Below are 15,154 nucleotides of genomic sequence, written 5' to 3' on the forward strand. Positions count from 1 at the left end.
GGCTTGAGTTTGCAGGCTTTATTCATGCGTATTAATAGGGTTACAGGTCAAACATAATTGACTAAAGTTCACGAATGAAAACGACTTTAGATGAATTGCAAGCTTATGTGATGGTGGTCGACAGCGGTTCCATCACGGCGGCTGCCGAGCAACTTGAGCAAACCGCTTCGGGCGTGAGCCGTGCATTGAGCCGGCTCGAGGAAAAACTCGATGTAACCTTGATGCGTAGAACCACGCGGCGCCTGGAAGTTACCGAGGAGGGCATGGTTTTCCTGGCCCAGGCACGCAAGATCCTGGCATCTGTGGAAGAAGCCGAAGAACAAATGGCTTTGCGTCGCCAGCGCCCGGCCGGGCGTTTGCGAGTCAACGCTGCTGCGCCTTTTATGTTGCACAGCATAGTGCCGCTGGTGGCGGGGTTCCGTCAGCAGTATCCGGATATCCAGCTTGAGCTCAACAGCAGCGACCAGATCATCGACTTGCTTGAGCAACGGACCGATATTGCCATTCGTATCGGTCCTCTGCGTGACTCAACGCTGCATGCACGTCCCCTGGCCACTAGTACCTTGCGTGTCCTGGCCAGCCCCGGCTATCTGCAGCGCCATGGTGAGCCCAGGTCAGTCGAGGCGCTACATCTGCACAGCCTGCTCGGTTTTACCCAGCCAGAGTCATTGAACCAGTGGCCGCTACGCTGCGGGCAGGGTAATTCCTATCTGATCAACCCTGGCTTGTCGGCATCAAGTGGTGAGACCTTGCGGCAACTGGCCCTGGCCGATGCCGGAATAGTGTGCCTGGCAGATTTCATGACCGGGCAGGACCGTAAAGACGGCAGGCTGCAACAGGTACTCAAGTCTTCGACCCTGGAGGTGCGTCAGCCGATCAATGCGGTCTACTATCGCAATACGGCATTGGCTTCGCGCATTGCCTGCTTTATTGATTACCTGAGCGAGCAAATGCTTGAGCAGTGAGTATCAGGTCCACAAAAAAACCGGCGCAAGGCCGGTTTTTTTGTTTGAACCACAGGCTAGACCTGTTCGGTCGGCATGCCGGTCCGGGCATCGCTAGGGTTTGAATGCGGGCTTGGTGCATCGCTGCCGATGATGGGCACTTCTTCACCCTGGGCATTGAACAGCTTGCCGCTCTTGAAGTAGTCGCCGTCTTCAAGCGCCTCGATGTCTCGGTAGCGCAGGCTGCGTTCGGTACCGGCCACAAACACTGACTGCTGGTCGGAGTTGCCGGTGGTGAAGTGATTGAACGCCAGGTTGAGCACGATCGCCATGATTGCAGCCGAGCTGATGCCCGAGTGGAAGATGGTCGCAAACCAGCTTGGGAAATCGTGATAGAAGCTGGGCGCCGCGATTGGGATCATGCCAAAACCAATGGAAGTCGCGACGATGATCAGGTTCATGTTGTTGCGGTAGTCGACCTTGGACAGCGTACGGATACCGCTCGCGGCCACGGTGCCGAACAAGACGATGCCAGCGCCGCCGAGAACCGAGGTCGGTACTGCTGCAATGATCCGGCCCATGACTGGAAGCAGGCCGAGCAACACCAGGAACAGGCCGCCAGTGGCAACCACGTAGCGGCTTTTTATTCCTGTCACTGCGACCAGGCCGACATTCTGGGCAAAGGCGCTTTGGGTGAACGAACCAAATATGGGGGCCAGCATGCTTGACAGCATGTCAGCGCGCAGGCCGTTGCCGAGGCGCTTGGAGTCAACCTTGGTTTCGATGATTTCGCCAACGGCAAGAATGTCCGCGCTGGTTTCGACCAGGGTCACCATGATCACGATGCACATCGAGATGATGGCGGCGATGTGGAAGGTCGGCATGCCGAAATGGAACGGGCTGGGCATGGCGACAAAGGCGCCGTCGCCAATGCGCGAGAAGTCCGCCATGCCGAGGGTCATGGCAATCACGGTGCCGATCACCATCGACAACAGGATCGACAGGCGCGAGATGCTTGCGCTGCCAAGCTTGCTCAGTATCAGCACGCAGACCAGGGTAATCGCGGCCAGGCCGATATTGGCCATGCTGCCGAAGTCGGGTGCGTTACTGTTGCCGCCCATGGCCCAGCGAGCCGCTACGGGCATCAAGGTCAAGCCGATGGTGGTGATGACAATGCCCGTCACCAATGGCGGAAAGAACTTTGTGATTTTCGAAAATATGGGGGTAATCAACAACCCTATAAGTGAGGCCACCACCACGGCGCCTAGCACTGCGGGGATGCCACCCGCGCCGTCGCTGGTGACAATTGCGACCATTGTCGCCACACCCGCGAATGAAACGCCTTGGACCAGGGGGAGTTGGCAGCCAAAAAATGGCAGGCCCAGGGTTTGCAGGAGCGTGGCCAACCCCCCGGCAAATAGTGATGCGGTGATGAGCAAGCCGATATCGCTGGGTGATAGTCCTGCGGCCTGGCCGACAATCAGCGGTACGGCAACAATGCCGCCGTACATGGTCAGTACATGCTGCAAGCCGTAAGCCATGTTGGCTCCGACACCGAGGTTCTCATCTTCAGGACGTTGCGATGAAGCACTTTCAACTGATGGCGATTGCATAGTGAGGTGTTCCCGTTTTTTTCTTGTGCTCGTAATGTAGGGAACAAAGGGGGGCTTTGGCTAGTGCTTGTATACAATTTATTAGAAAAATGATCATAACCTGTCCGAACGGTCAGTCACAAAATGTCTGGCTGGTGATGCTTTTGCTGCTCTAGAACGGGGCTTTTATCTTTTATTACTGACGTATGTGGTTTTATTTATTGTGTACGATCCGTTGCTTTAAAATCGACAAAAGGTCAAGGCCGCCCCATCTGGATGATGCGACGGCCTGAGCCTGGGTCAGGTTGCTGTCAGGTATGGACGTGCTCGCTTTTCAGTTCCTGCTGGGCCTGGCGGGCGACTTGGTAGGCTGAGGTGATCGCCAGCAACGCCATGACAGTGGCAACCAGCAAGTCTGGCCAGGCGGTGCCTGTGCCAAAGACGCCGACTGCCGCGAGCAATACGGCAATGTTGCCCAGCGCATCGTTACGTGTGCACAGCCATACGCTGCGCATATTGCTGTCACCTTCACGGTAGGCGTAGAGCAGTGCGGCTACGCCGAGGTTGGCGAGCAGTGCCAGGGTGCCGATAAGGCCCATGGTTTGCGGTTCGGGGACCTGTCCGCTTATGGCATGCCAGACCGCCACGGTTAAGACGCCAACGCCAAATATCAGCATGGATACCGCCTTGATCAACGAGGCCCTGGCGCGTAGGGCGATGCTCATGCCAAGCACCCAGAGGCTGATCCCGTAATTGGCGGCGTCACCTAGAAAGTCCAGGGAGTCGGCAAGCAGCGATACCGAGCCAGCCTTGACGCCGCTGGCAATCTCGATAAAGAACATGCCCAGGTTGACCGCCAGCGCGATCCACAGAATTGTGCGATAGCGTTCTGGTTGTTGCTGGGTGGATGGATCCGGGGTGTGATTGCAGCAATTGGCGCCCATGAGACTTCTCCTTGAATGCGATAAGCGCTACGCTAAACCCTGTAGTCACTACGGAGTCAAGCATGAGTAAGCCATTTACCATCAGCGCACTTAGTAGGCAGAGCGGCGTCAACCTTGAGACGATTCGGTTTTATGAGCGCAGTGGCCTGCTGCCAGAACCCCAGCGCACTGCTTCTGGCTATCGCCACTACCAGGATGCGGACGTGCGCCGCGTACTGTTTATTCGCCGGGGGCGTGAGCTGGGCTTTAGCCTGGATGAAATACGCAACCTGCTGGACCTGGCTAACCGGCCACAGAGCCCCTGTGCAGAAGCGGATCAACTGGTTCAAAGCCATCTCGTGACCATTGAGGCGCGTATTCGTGACCTGCAAAAAATGCAGGCCGAGTTATCTCGCATGGCCAAGTGCACGAGCTCCGAGGCCGGGCACTGCAGGTTGCTGGAGGCGCTCGACAATCGCCAGTGTTGCGCGCCACTTCACGAGCAGGGTGCTTCCTAGGTTGCTGCAAGGCCAAGCCTGCTCACCAATCTGTAGCGGTTGGGGCGGTTGCTTAACAGCGTTCAGCCAGATAGCTGCTGTAGTCGGGAATACGATAGGAATGTTGTTGTTCTAACAAATGACTGCTGAGCATGTAGTCGGCGCTGCTTTCGTTGCAGGCCACGGGAATATTCCATACCGCTGCCACCCGCAGCAGAGCCTTGATGTCGGGGTCGTGGGGTTGTGGTTCGAACGGGTCCCAAAAGAACACCAGCATATCGATGCGTCGTTCAGCGATTCGCGCACCTATTTGCTGGTCACCGCCCAGTGGGCCGCTGATCATGCTTTCGACGGGCAGTTTCAAGCGTTCGCTCAACAGTGCGCCGGTAGTACCGGTGGCCAGTAGTTCGTGATTGGCCAGTTTTTCACGGTGACGCTGGCACCAGTCCAGGAGAAATGCCTTGCAGTGATCATGGGCGACAAGGGCGATGCGCTTGCGGGCAGCGAGGGTGGCGGTGACAAAGCTGATGCGGTTCATGGTTGGCTCCACTCAGTGCGGTGCATTGCACAGGGCCATGCAGGTATCGAGCATGCGATTCGAGAAGCCCCATTCGTTGTCGTACCAGGCCATGACCTTGAGCATTTTTCCGCTGACCTTGGTGTGATTGGCATCGAAAATCGACGAAAGCGGATTATGATTGAAGTCGCACGACACCAATGGCAGGCTGTTGTAGCCGAGTACAGTTGAGTTTTCGCTGGCATTTTTCATCAAGGCATTAACCGTTTCTGCACTGGTTTCGCGGCTAAGGGTGAGTGTCAGGTCGACCAGCGATACATTGATCACGGGAACCCGCACGGCCATGCCTGTCAGCTTGCCTGCCAGCTCAGGCAGTACCAGGCCCACCGCTTCGGCTGCGCCGGTCTTGCTTGGGATCATCGATTGGGTGGCCGAGCGGGCGCGGTACGGGTCGCTGTGATAGACATCCGACAGGTTCTGGTCATTGGTGTAGGCATGGATGGTGGTCATCAGCCCCTGTTCGATACCCAGTTCGCGGTGAAGTACGTGAGCAACAGGTGCCAGGCAGTTAGTGGTGCAGGAGGCATTGGAGATAATCTGGTGGGACTGGCGCAAAATACCCTGGTTGACCCCGTAGACTATGGTTGCATCAGCGCCTTTTGCGGGTGCGGAGATAATCACTTTGCGCGCGCCGGCACTGAGGTGTGCGGCGGCTTTATCCCGTGTCGTAAATAGGCCCGTGCATTCAAACACCACATCAATTGCCAGTTTTTTCCATGACAGTTCGCCGGGGTTGCGAATTGCGCTGACAGCGATACGGTCACCGTTTACAGTCAGGCTTTCCTGATCGAACTCAACATCACCGGCAAAGATGCCATGCACGCTGTCGTATTTGAGCAAATGAGCATTGATAGCGCTATCACCAAGGTCGTTGATAGCTACGATTTGGATATTCTGGCGATAGGCCTGGGTGTACAGCGCGCGGAGCACGTTGCGGCCAATGCGGCCAAAGCCATTGATAGCGATACGCAGAGTCATAATGCTGTCCGTTAATAATTTTGTTGTTGGAATTACAAGATTATTCCCGTGAATGTAGAAATCAAGCCTTTTAAGTGGCAATATTTTGTTAAAGGTACAAATAAATTTGCCCGCTAGCCTGGAGTCAATCACATGCATCCCCGTGTCCAAGAGGTAACTGATCGCCTTATTGCCCGCAGCCGAGCTACTCGCGAACGTTATTTGGCGATGATCCGAGCTGCTGCAAGCGATGGTCCGCAGCGTGGCAAATTGCAATGCGCCAACTTTGCTCACGGCGTTGCCGGTTGCGGCAGCGATGACAAACAAGCCCTGCGTTTGATGAATGCTGCCAACGTGGCAATCATTTCCGCCTACAACGACATGCTCTCGGCGCACCAGCCTTATGAGCGCTATCCGGAACAAATCAAGCAGGCCCTGCGCGATGTCGGCTCCGTTGGCCAGTTCGCCGGTGGCGTGCCTGCCATGTGCGATGGCGTTACCCAGGGCGAGCCTGGCATGGAGCTGGGCATCGCCAGTCGCGAAGTCATCGCCATGTCGACGGCCGTGGCGCTGTCGCACAATATGTTCGATGCCGCGCTGTGCCTGGGGATTTGCGACAAGATTGTGCCAGGCCTGGTGATGGGCGCATTGCGCTTTGGCCACCTGCCGACCCTGTTTGTCCCGGCGGGCCCCATGCCTTCTGGCTTGTCGAACAAGGAAAAGGCAGACGTGCGCCAGCGCTATGCAGAAGGCAAGGCCACTCGCGATGAGTTGCTTGAGGCCGAGATGAGCGCCTATCACAGCCCCGGTACCTGCACCTTTTACGGCACCGCCAACACCAACCAGTTATTGATGGAAGTGATGGGTTTGCACTTGCCGGGCGCTTCCTTCGTGAATCCCAATACCCCCCTGCGTGATGCGCTGACCGTCGAGGCGGCTCGGCAAATCACCCGGTTGACCAAGCAAAGCGGGCAGTTCATGCCGCTGGCCGAAATTGTTGATGAGCGTTGCCTGGTCAACTCTATTGTGGCCTTGAGTGCCACCGGGGGCTCGACCAATCACACCCTGCATATGCCCGCGATTGCCCGTGCGGCCGGGATCATGCTGACCTGGCAGGACATGGCGGACCTGTCAGCCGTGGTGCCGACCCTGGCCCATGTGTATCCGAATGGTAAGTCCGATATCAATCACTTCCAGGCGGCTGGCGGCATGTCGTTCCTGATCCGTGAGTTGCTTGAGGCCGGATTGCTGCATGAAGACGTCAACACTGTTGCCGGTCATGGCCTGAGCCGTTACACCCAGGAGCCTTTCCTTGAGGATGGCAAGCTGGTGTGGCGCGATGGCCCGAGCAAGAGCCATGACGAAACGGTATTGCGTCCAGTGGCCAATCCGTTCTCGGCCGAAGGTGGCTTGCGGGTGATGGAGGGCAATCTGGGACGTGGCGTGATGAAGGTGTCGGCAGTCGCCCTTGAGCATCAGGTGGTGGAAGCGCCAGCGCGGGTATTCGAGGACCAGCAGGAGCTGGCGGATGCCTTCAAGGCTGGCGAGCTTGAACATGACATGGTGGCGGTGATGCGGTTTCAGGGGCCGCGTTCCAATGGCATGCCTGAATTGCACAAGATGACGCCGTTCCTTGGCGTGTTGCAGGATCGCGGCTTTAAAGTTGCGCTGGTGACTGACGGTCGCATGTCGGGGGCCTCGGGCAAAATCCCGGCGGCGATTCATGTCTGCCCCGAGGCCTATGATGGCGGCCCGCTGGCGCGTGTGCGCGATGGCGATATTATCCGGGTCAACGGTCATACCGGCGAACTGCAAGTGTTGGTCGAGGATAAAGCGCTGGCTACCCGTGAATTGGCGAGCCCTTCGATTGCAAGTGGCGAAGGATGTGGCCGTGAGCTGTTCACCTTTATGCGCCACTCATTCAGTACGGCGGAGCAGGGCGCCAGTGCCTTCACTGAAAGCCTGGAGTCGCTTAAGTGAAGTTGGCGCTGGTCGGTGATATTGGCGGCACCAATGCGCGCTTTGCCTTGTGGCGCGATGAGCAATTGGAGTCGGTATCCGTGCTGGCCACGGCCGACTTCGACACACCTGAGGCGGCGATCGAGCAGTATCTTGACGAACAAGGCGTGGCTCCAGGCTCGCTTGGTGCGGTCTGCCTGGCCTGCGCCGGGCCGGTCAGCGATGCGCAGTTTCGCTTTACCAATAATCATTGGCGGATCAACCGCGATGGGTTTTGCCAGCGCTTGCAGATCGACCAGTTGTTGTTGATCAATGATTTCTCCGCCATGGCGCTGGGCATGACCCGTTTGGCTGAAGGCGAATGCCTGCAGGTATGTCCCGGGGAGTCGGATGCCAGCCGCCCATTTGTGGTGATAGGTGCAGGCACCGGCCTGGGGGTTGGCACATTGCTGGCACAAGCCGATGGAAGCTGGACAGCACTTGCCGGCGAAGGCGGGCATGTAGACCTGCCCATTGGCAGTGCGCGTGAGGCGCAGCTGTGGCAAGTGTTATACAGGCAACTGGGTCACGTGCGGGCGGAGGATGTGCTTAGCGGCAATGGTTTGCTGGTGCTTTATCGCGCCATGTGCGAGCTCGATGGCGTCGCGCCGGAATTACTCGGTCCGGCCGAGATTACCACTGCGGCATTGGCTGGCGACGCCACGGCAAGCGCGGTGCTCGAGCAGTTCTGTTGCTGGCTGGGTCGCGCTGCAGGCAACAATGTGCTGAGTCTGGGGGCACGTGGTGGTGTCTATATTGCCGGTGGGATTGTGCCCAGGTTTGCCGAGTTCTTTTGCCACAGTGGTTTTGCGCGCTGTTTCAGCGACAAGGGCTGCATGAGCGATTACTTTACCGGGATTCCGGTTTGGCTGGTCACAGCGCAGTACCCGGGGTTGATGGGCGCAGGTGTTGCGCTGCAGCAACAGAACCAGGGCTGATTGGCCGCTGCAGGCGGTGATTGATAAGAATAAAAGGGCCATGTCTTGAGTCAGAGTGGAAAGTCGATCTTGTTGGTTGACGACGATCAGGAAATTCGCGAACTGCTGCAAACCTATTTGAGCCGCGCCGGATTCCAGGTGTGTGCGGTCGCCGACGGTGCGGGCTTTCGTCAGCGGCTTGCAGCCGATTCGGCCGATCTGGTGATTCTGGATGTAATGTTGCCCGATGAGGATGGCTTCAGCCTGTGTCGTTGGGTCCGAGAGCACCAGCGTTTTGCCCATGTTCCGGTGATCATGCTGACCGCCAGTTCGGACGAGGCTGACCGGGTGATTGGCCTTGAACTGGGCGCCGATGATTACCTGGGCAAGCCCTTTAGTCCGCGCGAGCTGCTGGCACGGATCAAGGCCTTGTTGCGCCGGGTCAACTTCAGCCAGGAGCGCGGTGCCGAGGTGCTGGCGTTCGATGACTGGCGACTGGATATGGTCAGTCATCGCTTGTTTCATGCCGATGGGGAAGAGGTGATTCTTTCAGGGGCAGATTTTATCCTGCTCAAACTGTTCCTCGATAACCCGCAACAGATCCTTGATCGCGACACCATTGGCAATGCCACCCGGGGCCGTGAAGTCATGCCGCTGGAGCGCATTGTGGACATGGCTGTCAGTCGCTTGCGCCAGCGCCTGCGCGATGTTGAAAAGCCCCCACGACTGATTCGCACGGTGCGCGGTAGCGGTTACCTGCTGGCTGCCAATGTCGAGCCGCATCAGGGCCATGGTCATTAAGCGCCTGTTCGCCAGGCTGGTGCCGCGCTCGCTGCTGGCCAGGATGCTGGTGCTGACCCTGCTGGTGGTCTTGATCGCCCAGGCGCTGTCGAGTTTTATCTGGGTTTCACAATTGCGTGCCAGCCAGGTTGAAGGCCTGGTTGCCAGCTCGCGCAGCCTGGCGCAGTCAATGGCCGCCAGTGTCAGTTATTTTCGCTCCTTGCCGCTGGGCTATCGGCCGATGGTGCTTGATCAGTTGCGCAACATGGGCGGGACCCGCTTTTTCGTCTCGCTCAACGACAAGCCGCTGAGCATGGATGTGTTGCCCGTCACGCCGCGCAAGCGTGCGGTGCTCGATGCCGTGGATGCAACCTTGCGTGAGCGCCTGGGGCACGACCTCGATGTGTCGGTACAGTTTGTCAGTCCCAATGACCTGCGTATTTTCAATAATGCGGTAAAGCTTGATGAGCTGCCGCGCTCCTGGGCTCACTATGCCTTGAGCCTGGAACCCATGAATCCGCCGGTGCTGGTCACCCAGATCCGGATCGGCCCGCAGGAGTGGCTGTACCTGGCATCACTGATGCCCGAGCCCTATGTCAGCCTTGAGCAGCCTGGGCTGCCTGCACAGCAGCTCTGGTTCATCATTCTGACCAGTGTGTTCTTGCTGCTGCTCATCGGCCTGATGGTGCATTGGCAAAGCCGTCCGCTGAAACACCTGGCTGTGGCTGCGCGTGAAATGTCCCTGGGTACCGAGGTCGAGCCCCTCAAGGAGGCGGGCGGTAGCGAGGTGGTCGAGGTTAGTCGTGCGTTCAATACAATGCGTGAGCGTATTGGTCGTTACCTGCGAGAGCGTAGCCAGCTGTTCAGTGCGATTTCCCATGACCTGCGCACGCCCATTACCCGTTTGCGCTTGCGTGTGGAATTGCTCGATGACGAGAAGGTGCAGGCAAAATTCCGCCGCGATCTTGATGAGCTTGAACTGTTGGTCAAGGGTGCCTTGCAGTGCGTCAAGGACACTGATATTCACGAGAACATCGAGCCGATAGATCTCGATTACCTGATCAATTGTGTGGTTGAGCCATACCTGGCGCCAGCTGGCAATGGCCTGGTGACGCTGACCGGGCAAACAGTGTCTAGCTATCCGGGAAAGCCCCTGGCCTTGAAGCGCTGCATTGGCAATTTGGTCGATAACGCCTTGAAGTATGGCCAGCGGGCGCACTTGCATATCGAAGATGACCAGACCGCCTTTGCCCTGCATGTGGATGACGAGGGCCCCGGCGTGCCAGAGCAGCAACTGGAGTATGTGTTCGAGCCGCATTTTCGCCTGTCCGCGCAGCAGCAGGGTTATGGTCTTGGCTTGGGTATCGCGCGAAACATCGCCCACAGCCATGGTGGCGAGGTGACACTGAAAAACCTGCGCGATGGCGGCTTTCGTGTGTCGCTGTATCTGGCGCGCTTTGCCGATTAGGTTTTGTAACCATCCTGTGACGTTTCTATATCCCTTCGTTACCCGTTTTCGCTGATGCCTTGGTTAGTATCCATGGCAGCACAAGCGTCAGACTTGTCCGCGAATAACAACAAGAAAGGTACTGTTGATGAAAGTTATCTCTCGCCTGGCAACTGCTGTTTACCTTGCCTCACTGATTCCGTTTGCTGCCCACGCCGGTGAAGTAGAAGTGCTGCACTGGTGGACCTCGGGTGGTGAAAAGCGTGCCGCCGATACCCTCAAGCAAATGGTTGAAGCCAAAGGCCACACCTGGAAAGACTTCGCGGTCGCCGGTGGCGGTGGTGAGGCAGCCATGACCGTACTCAAGACCCGCGCCGTTTCTGGCAATCCACCTGCTGCTGCGCAGATCAAGGGGCCGGACATTCAAGAGTGGGGCGAGCTGGGCTTGCTGACTGATTTGAATGAGGTCGCCAAGCGTCAGAAGTGGGACGAGCTGTTGCCTTCGCAAGTGGCTGACATCATGAAATACGATGGTGATTACGTTGCCGTGCCGGTCAATGTGCATCGGGTTAACTGGCTCTGGATCAATCCCGAGGTATTTGCCAAGGCCGGTGCGAAGCCGCCAACCACTCTTGATGAACTCTTCACTGCTGCGGACAAGCTCAAGGCTGCAGGTTTTATCGCCATCGCCCACGGCGGTCAGCCGTGGAAAGACGGCACCGTCTTCGAGGATTTGGCGTTCGCCATTCTCGGCCCCGCTGATTTTCGCAAGGCCTTTGTCGATCAAGATGAAGCGGTCCTGACCGGTGACAAGATGGTTGAAGTCTTCGCCACCTTGAAAAAACTGCACGGCTACATTGATGCCAACGCCGCAGGGCGTGATTGGAACGCTGCGGCGGGTCTGGTCATCAACGGCAAGGCCGGTATGCAGATCATGGGCGACTGGGCCAAGAGCGAATGGACCGCTGCTGGCAAGATTGCCGGTGAGGATTACAGCTGCATCCCATTTCCCGGCACCCAGGGCAGCTTTGCCTACAACATCGATTCGCTGGCCATGTTCAAGCTGGCCGATGCGGACAACCGCAAGGCCCAGGAAGACCTGGCAGAGATCGTCATGGGCAAGGAATTCCAGGCCATCTTCAACAAGAACAAAGGCTCGATCCCGGTGCGTCAGGACATGGACATGAGCAGCTTCGACAGCTGCGCCCAGGCGTCAATGAAGGACTTCAAGGAAGCGGCCGGCAATGGTGGTCTTCAGCCAAGCCTGGCCCATGGCATGGCGGCTTCAAGCTATGTGCAGGGCGCGGTTTTTGATGTGGTGACCAACTTCTTCAACGACGCCAACGCGGACCCGAAGAAGGCTGCGCAACAACTGGCTGCAGCCATCCAGGCGGTTCAGTAAATAACCCGGCTGCCGGTACGCCGGCAGCTTCAGGGATCTCATGTAAAGCGCTTTCCAGTGCCTTCACGGGCATTGCGGCAGTGCTTTGCCCCGGTTTTGTCTTAGCTTGAGAGGCCTGTATGAGCTCAGTAGCAATTACGAGCAAAGTTTCACCACTGGATGCGCTACAGCGCTGGCTGCCCAAGCTGGTGCTGGCACCGACCATGTTGATTGTGCTGGTTGGCTTCTACGGTTACATCCTCTGGACCTTTTTGTTGTCCTTCACCAGTTCGCGCTTTATGCCCAGCTACAAATGGGTGGGTTTGCAGCAATACCAGCGGTTGATGGATAACGATCGCTGGTGGGTGGCGAGCAAGAACCTGATGCTGTTTGGAGGCTTGTTCATCAGCATCAGCCTGATCCTTGGTGTTTTGCTTGCGGTCTTGCTTGACCAGCGTATCCGCCGTGAAGGCTTTATCCGCACTATTTTCCTGTATCCGATGGCGATCTCGATGATTGTCACAGGCACGGCCTGGAAGTGGTTGCTCAACCCGGGGTTGGGGCTGGACAAGCTGCTGCGCGACTGGGGCTGGGAAGGGGTCCGCTTCGACTGGCTGGTGGATACCGATCGGGTGGTCTATTGCCTGGTGATTGCCGCTGTCTGGCAGGCCTCGGGTTTTGTGATGGCGTTGTTTCTGGCCGGGCTGCGCGGGGTTGATCAATCGATCATTCGCGCCGCGCAAGTCGATGGCGCCAGCTTGCCGAATATCTACCTGCGCATAGTGCTGCCGAGCCTTGGCCCGGTGTTTTTCAGTGCGGTCATGATCCTCTCGCACATCGCGATCAAGAGCTTCGATCTGGTCGCATCAATGACGGCTGGGGGCCCCGGTTATTCGTCCGACCTGCCGGCAATGTTCATGTATGCCCATACCTTCACTCGCGGCCAGATGGGCCTTGGCGCGGCCAGTGCGATTCTGATGCTGGGCGCGGTGCTGGCGATCCTGGTGCCTTATCTGTACTCCGAGTTGCGGGGCAAGCGCCATGATTAAGCAAAACAAGCTCAGTTTCAGTCGCTTGGCGATCTACGCAACATTGCTCGCGGCCTGCGCGGTTTATCTGGTGCCGCTGATCGTCATGCTGCTCACCAGTTTCAAGACGCCTGAAGATATACGCAGTGGCAACCTGCTGTCCTGGCCGGATGTGATTACCGCAATTGGCTGGGTCAAGGCCTGGGACAGTCTTGGCGGTTTTTTCTGGAACTCGGTAAAGATCACGGTTCCAGCGGTGCTGATCTCCACCTTGCTTGGCGCGCTCAATGGTTATGTGCTGGCGATGTGGCGTTTCAAAGGCTCGCAACTGTTCTTTGGCCTGTTGCTGTTTGGTTGCTTCCTGCCGTTCCAGGTGGTGTTGCTGCCAGCCTCATTCACCCTTGGCAAGCTGGGTCTGGCCAACACCAAAAGCGGCTTGGTGCTGGTGCACCTGGTCTATGGGATTGCCTTTACCACTTTGTTCTTCCGCAACTACTACGTCAGCGTGCCGGATGCCCTGGTGCGCGCTGCGCGTCTGGATGGCGCCGGATTCTTCACCATTTTCGGACGCATTCTGCTGCCGATGTCAGTGCCGATCATCATGGTTTGCCTGATCTGGCAGTTCACCCAGATCTGGAACGATTTCCTGTTTGGCGTGGTGTTCGCCAGTGGTGATACCCAACCGATTACGGTGGCGCTCAATAACCTGGTCAATACCAGCACGGGTACCAAGGAATACAACGTCGACATGGCGGCCGCGATGATCGCCGGACTACCCACGCTGGTGGTCTATGTGCTGGCTGGCAAGTACTTCTTGCGCGGGCTAACAGCCGGCGCGGTGAAAGGCTAACAGGTCGCTTTCGACCGGAGAGACAAAGATGGCAACGCTTGAACTACGCAAGGTACACAAGAGCTACGGCAGTGGTCTGGCCGATACGCTGAAGAATATCGAACTGAAAATCGATTCGGGTGAGTTCCTGATCCTGGTCGGGCCCTCTGGTTGCGGCAAGTCCACGTTGATGAACTGCATTGCGGGTCTGGAAAGCATCAGCGGCGGTGAAATCCTGGTCGAAGGCGCTGATATAAGCGGCATGAGCCCGAAGGATCGCGACATCGCCATGGTGTTTCAATCCTATGCGCTGTACCCGACCATGAGCGTTCGCGACAACATTGCCTTCGGCTTGAAGATGCGCAAGATGGCGCCTGAGGCGATTGATGAGGAAGTCGCCCGGGTCGCCAGGCTGCTGCAAATCGAGCATTTGCTCAAGCGCAAGCCTGGGCAACTGTCAGGCGGCCAGCAACAGCGCGTAGCCATGGGGCGTGCCTTGGCGCGACGCCCGAAAATCTACCTGTTCGATGAGCCTTTATCCAACCTGGACGCCAAGCTGCGCGTCGAGATGCGTACCGAAATCAAGCTGATGCACCAGCGTCTCAAGACCACCACGGTGTATGTCACCCATGATCAGATCGAGGCCATGACTTTGGGTGACAAGGTGGCGGTGATGAAGGAGGGCATCATTCAGCAGTTCGGCACACCGCAGCAGATTTACAACGATCCTGCCAACCTGTTTGTAGCCAGTTTCATTGGCTCCCCCCCGATGAATTTTATTCCGGTAAAGCTCGAGCCTGCTGGCAACCAACTGTTTGCGCAATTGCGCAGCGGTGAAAAGGCTGAGCTCAGCTGTGCATTGCCGTTGGCGGCGATGGCCGAAGGCGTCGAGGGGCGCGAAGTGATTCTGGGTGTCAGGCCCGAGCAAATCCAGACCACTGCCGGGACGCCGGGACTGGTGCCAATTGCCGCCGAAGTCGAGATTATCGAGCCGACCGGTCCGGACACCCTGGTCTTTGTCACGCTCAATCAAACCAAGGTGTGTTGTCGCATGTCGCCTGATGACGCGCCCCGTGTCGGCCAGGTTATCGAACTGCAACTCGATCCGGAAAAAATCATGCTGTTTGACGCCAACAGCGGCGAGCGTCTTCGTCCTTTGTCAGCCACAACGGCTCAGTCAGCCAGCAATGTCACGCGCCTGAGAAGCCTTTAGCCGTGGCGATTTAACAGCCTCTGGCCGTTGGCCAGGTTCATTGCATTTTGATGATGTTCAACCGGGTTCTT

14 protein-coding genes are annotated in these 15,154 nt (G+C 57.5%); 10 read left to right on the forward strand and 4 right to left on the reverse strand.

Annotated features, from left to right (window positions below; genetic code table 11):
- Window positions 1-74: 74 nt before the first annotated feature.
- The gene (locus tag PSES9_RS0101695; protein WP_010483374.1) at window positions 75-965 is read left to right on the forward strand and encodes a LysR substrate-binding domain-containing protein; all 891 of its coding nucleotides are present in this window, start codon (window positions 75-77) and stop codon (window positions 963-965) included.
- Between the two features lie 56 nt (window positions 966-1,021).
- Here PSES9_RS0101695 and PSES9_RS0101700 read toward each other — a convergent pair whose 3' ends face one another.
- The gene (locus PSES9_RS0101700) at window positions 1,022-2,557 is read right to left on the reverse strand and encodes a nucleobase:cation symporter-2 family protein (RefSeq protein ID WP_010483376.1); all 1,536 of its coding nucleotides are present in this window, start codon (window positions 2,555-2,557) and stop codon (window positions 1,022-1,024) included.
- A 290-nt stretch (window positions 2,558-2,847) separates the two neighbouring features.
- On the reverse strand, window positions 2,848-3,480 hold the full coding sequence (locus tag PSES9_RS0101705) for a cation transporter (RefSeq protein ID WP_010483377.1): 633 nt from the start codon (window positions 3,478-3,480) through the stop codon (window positions 2,848-2,850).
- Between the two features lie 62 nt (window positions 3,481-3,542).
- Between PSES9_RS0101705 and PSES9_RS0101710 the strand changes: the two genes are divergently transcribed.
- Window positions 3,543-3,977, forward strand: a complete 435-nt coding sequence (locus PSES9_RS0101710; RefSeq protein ID WP_010483378.1) for a MerR family transcriptional regulator — start codon at window positions 3,543-3,545, stop codon at window positions 3,975-3,977.
- 52 nt (window positions 3,978-4,029) lie between these two features.
- Here the strand turns inward: PSES9_RS0101710 and PSES9_RS0101715 are convergent, their stop codons facing one another.
- Entirely contained in the window at window positions 4,030-4,494 is a 465-nt protein-coding gene (locus PSES9_RS0101715) for a methylglyoxal synthase (protein ID WP_010483379.1), read from the reverse strand.
- 12 nt (window positions 4,495-4,506) lie between these two features.
- Window positions 4,507-5,511 (reverse strand): type I glyceraldehyde-3-phosphate dehydrogenase, encoded by a 1,005-nt coding sequence (gene gap, locus PSES9_RS0101720; RefSeq protein WP_010483380.1) that lies wholly within the window; start codon window positions 5,509-5,511, stop codon window positions 4,507-4,509.
- Window positions 5,512-5,643: 132 nt separating this feature from the next.
- Between gap and edd the strand changes: the two genes are divergently transcribed.
- The 8 genes from edd (at window position 5,644) to PSES9_RS0101760 (ending at window position 15,083) form a co-directional block, all read left to right on the forward strand.
- Window positions 5,644-7,470 (forward strand): phosphogluconate dehydratase, encoded by a 1,827-nt coding sequence (gene edd / locus PSES9_RS0101725; RefSeq protein ID WP_010483382.1) that lies wholly within the window; start codon window positions 5,644-5,646, stop codon window positions 7,468-7,470.
- Complete coding sequence (locus PSES9_RS0101730; RefSeq protein WP_010483384.1) at window positions 7,467-8,426, forward strand: glucokinase; 960 nt, start codon at window positions 7,467-7,469, stop codon at window positions 8,424-8,426. The genes edd and PSES9_RS0101730 overlap by 4 nt, the downstream gene beginning before the upstream one ends.
- A 45-nt stretch (window positions 8,427-8,471) precedes the next feature.
- On the forward strand, window positions 8,472-9,206 hold the full coding sequence (locus PSES9_RS0101735) for a response regulator (RefSeq protein WP_010483386.1): 735 nt from the start codon (window positions 8,472-8,474) through the stop codon (window positions 9,204-9,206).
- Complete coding sequence (locus PSES9_RS0101740) at window positions 9,175-10,653, forward strand: ATP-binding protein (RefSeq protein ID WP_274377950.1); 1,479 nt, start codon at window positions 9,175-9,177, stop codon at window positions 10,651-10,653. Before PSES9_RS0101735 ends, PSES9_RS0101740 begins: the two co-directional genes overlap by 32 nt.
- 127 nt (window positions 10,654-10,780) lie before the next feature.
- Window positions 10,781-12,034, forward strand: coding sequence for an ABC transporter substrate-binding protein (locus PSES9_RS0101745; protein ID WP_010483391.1), 1,254 nt, complete (start codon window positions 10,781-10,783; stop codon window positions 12,032-12,034).
- 119 nt (window positions 12,035-12,153) lie between these two features.
- Window positions 12,154-13,062 carry a carbohydrate ABC transporter permease gene (locus PSES9_RS0101750; RefSeq protein WP_010483393.1) on the forward strand — a complete coding sequence of 303 codons (909 nt, stop codon included), beginning with the start codon at window positions 12,154-12,156 and terminating at the stop codon, window positions 13,060-13,062.
- Window positions 13,055-13,891 carry a carbohydrate ABC transporter permease gene (locus PSES9_RS0101755; protein ID WP_010483394.1) on the forward strand — a complete coding sequence of 279 codons (837 nt, stop codon included), beginning with the start codon at window positions 13,055-13,057 and terminating at the stop codon, window positions 13,889-13,891. Before PSES9_RS0101750 ends, PSES9_RS0101755 begins: the two co-directional genes overlap by 8 nt.
- Window positions 13,892-13,919: 28 nt before the next feature.
- Complete coding sequence (locus tag PSES9_RS0101760; RefSeq protein ID WP_010483395.1) at window positions 13,920-15,083, forward strand: ABC transporter ATP-binding protein; 1,164 nt, start codon at window positions 13,920-13,922, stop codon at window positions 15,081-15,083.
- The last annotated feature ends 71 nt before the right edge of the window (window positions 15,084-15,154 follow it).

Origin of the sequence: Pseudomonas sp. S9 (assembly GCF_000222125.1) — a bacterium.
Taxonomy (GTDB): domain Bacteria; phylum Pseudomonadota; class Gammaproteobacteria; order Pseudomonadales; family Pseudomonadaceae; genus Aquipseudomonas; species Aquipseudomonas segetis.

Bases quoted from the DNA above. Each gene is read 5' to 3' on its own strand.
- PSES9_RS0101695 (WP_010483374.1), top strand. From the start codon at position 75: ATGAAAACGACTTTAGATGAATTGCAAGCTTATGTGATGGTGGTCGAC.
- PSES9_RS0101700 (WP_010483376.1), bottom strand. From the start codon at position 2,557: ATGCAATCGCCATCAGTTGAAAGTGCTTCATCGCAACGTCCTGAAGAT.
- PSES9_RS0101705 (WP_010483377.1), bottom strand. From the start codon at position 3,480: ATGGGCGCCAATTGCTGCAATCACACCCCGGATCCATCCACCCAGCAA.
- PSES9_RS0101710 (WP_010483378.1), top strand. From the start codon at position 3,543: ATGAGTAAGCCATTTACCATCAGCGCACTTAGTAGGCAGAGCGGCGTC.
- PSES9_RS0101715 (WP_010483379.1), bottom strand. From the start codon at position 4,494: ATGAACCGCATCAGCTTTGTCACCGCCACCCTCGCTGCCCGCAAGCGC.
- gap (WP_010483380.1), bottom strand. From the start codon at position 5,511: ATGACTCTGCGTATCGCTATCAATGGCTTTGGCCGCATTGGCCGCAAC.
- edd (WP_010483382.1), top strand. From the start codon at position 5,644: ATGCATCCCCGTGTCCAAGAGGTAACTGATCGCCTTATTGCCCGCAGC.
- PSES9_RS0101740 (WP_274377950.1), top strand. From the start codon at position 9,175: ATGTCGAGCCGCATCAGGGCCATGGTCATTAAGCGCCTGTTCGCCAGG.
- PSES9_RS0101745 (WP_010483391.1), top strand. From the start codon at position 10,781: ATGAAAGTTATCTCTCGCCTGGCAACTGCTGTTTACCTTGCCTCACTG.
- PSES9_RS0101750 (WP_010483393.1), top strand. From the start codon at position 12,154: ATGAGCTCAGTAGCAATTACGAGCAAAGTTTCACCACTGGATGCGCTA.
- PSES9_RS0101755 (WP_010483394.1), top strand. From the start codon at position 13,055: ATGATTAAGCAAAACAAGCTCAGTTTCAGTCGCTTGGCGATCTACGCA.
- PSES9_RS0101760 (WP_010483395.1), top strand. From the start codon at position 13,920: ATGGCAACGCTTGAACTACGCAAGGTACACAAGAGCTACGGCAGTGGT.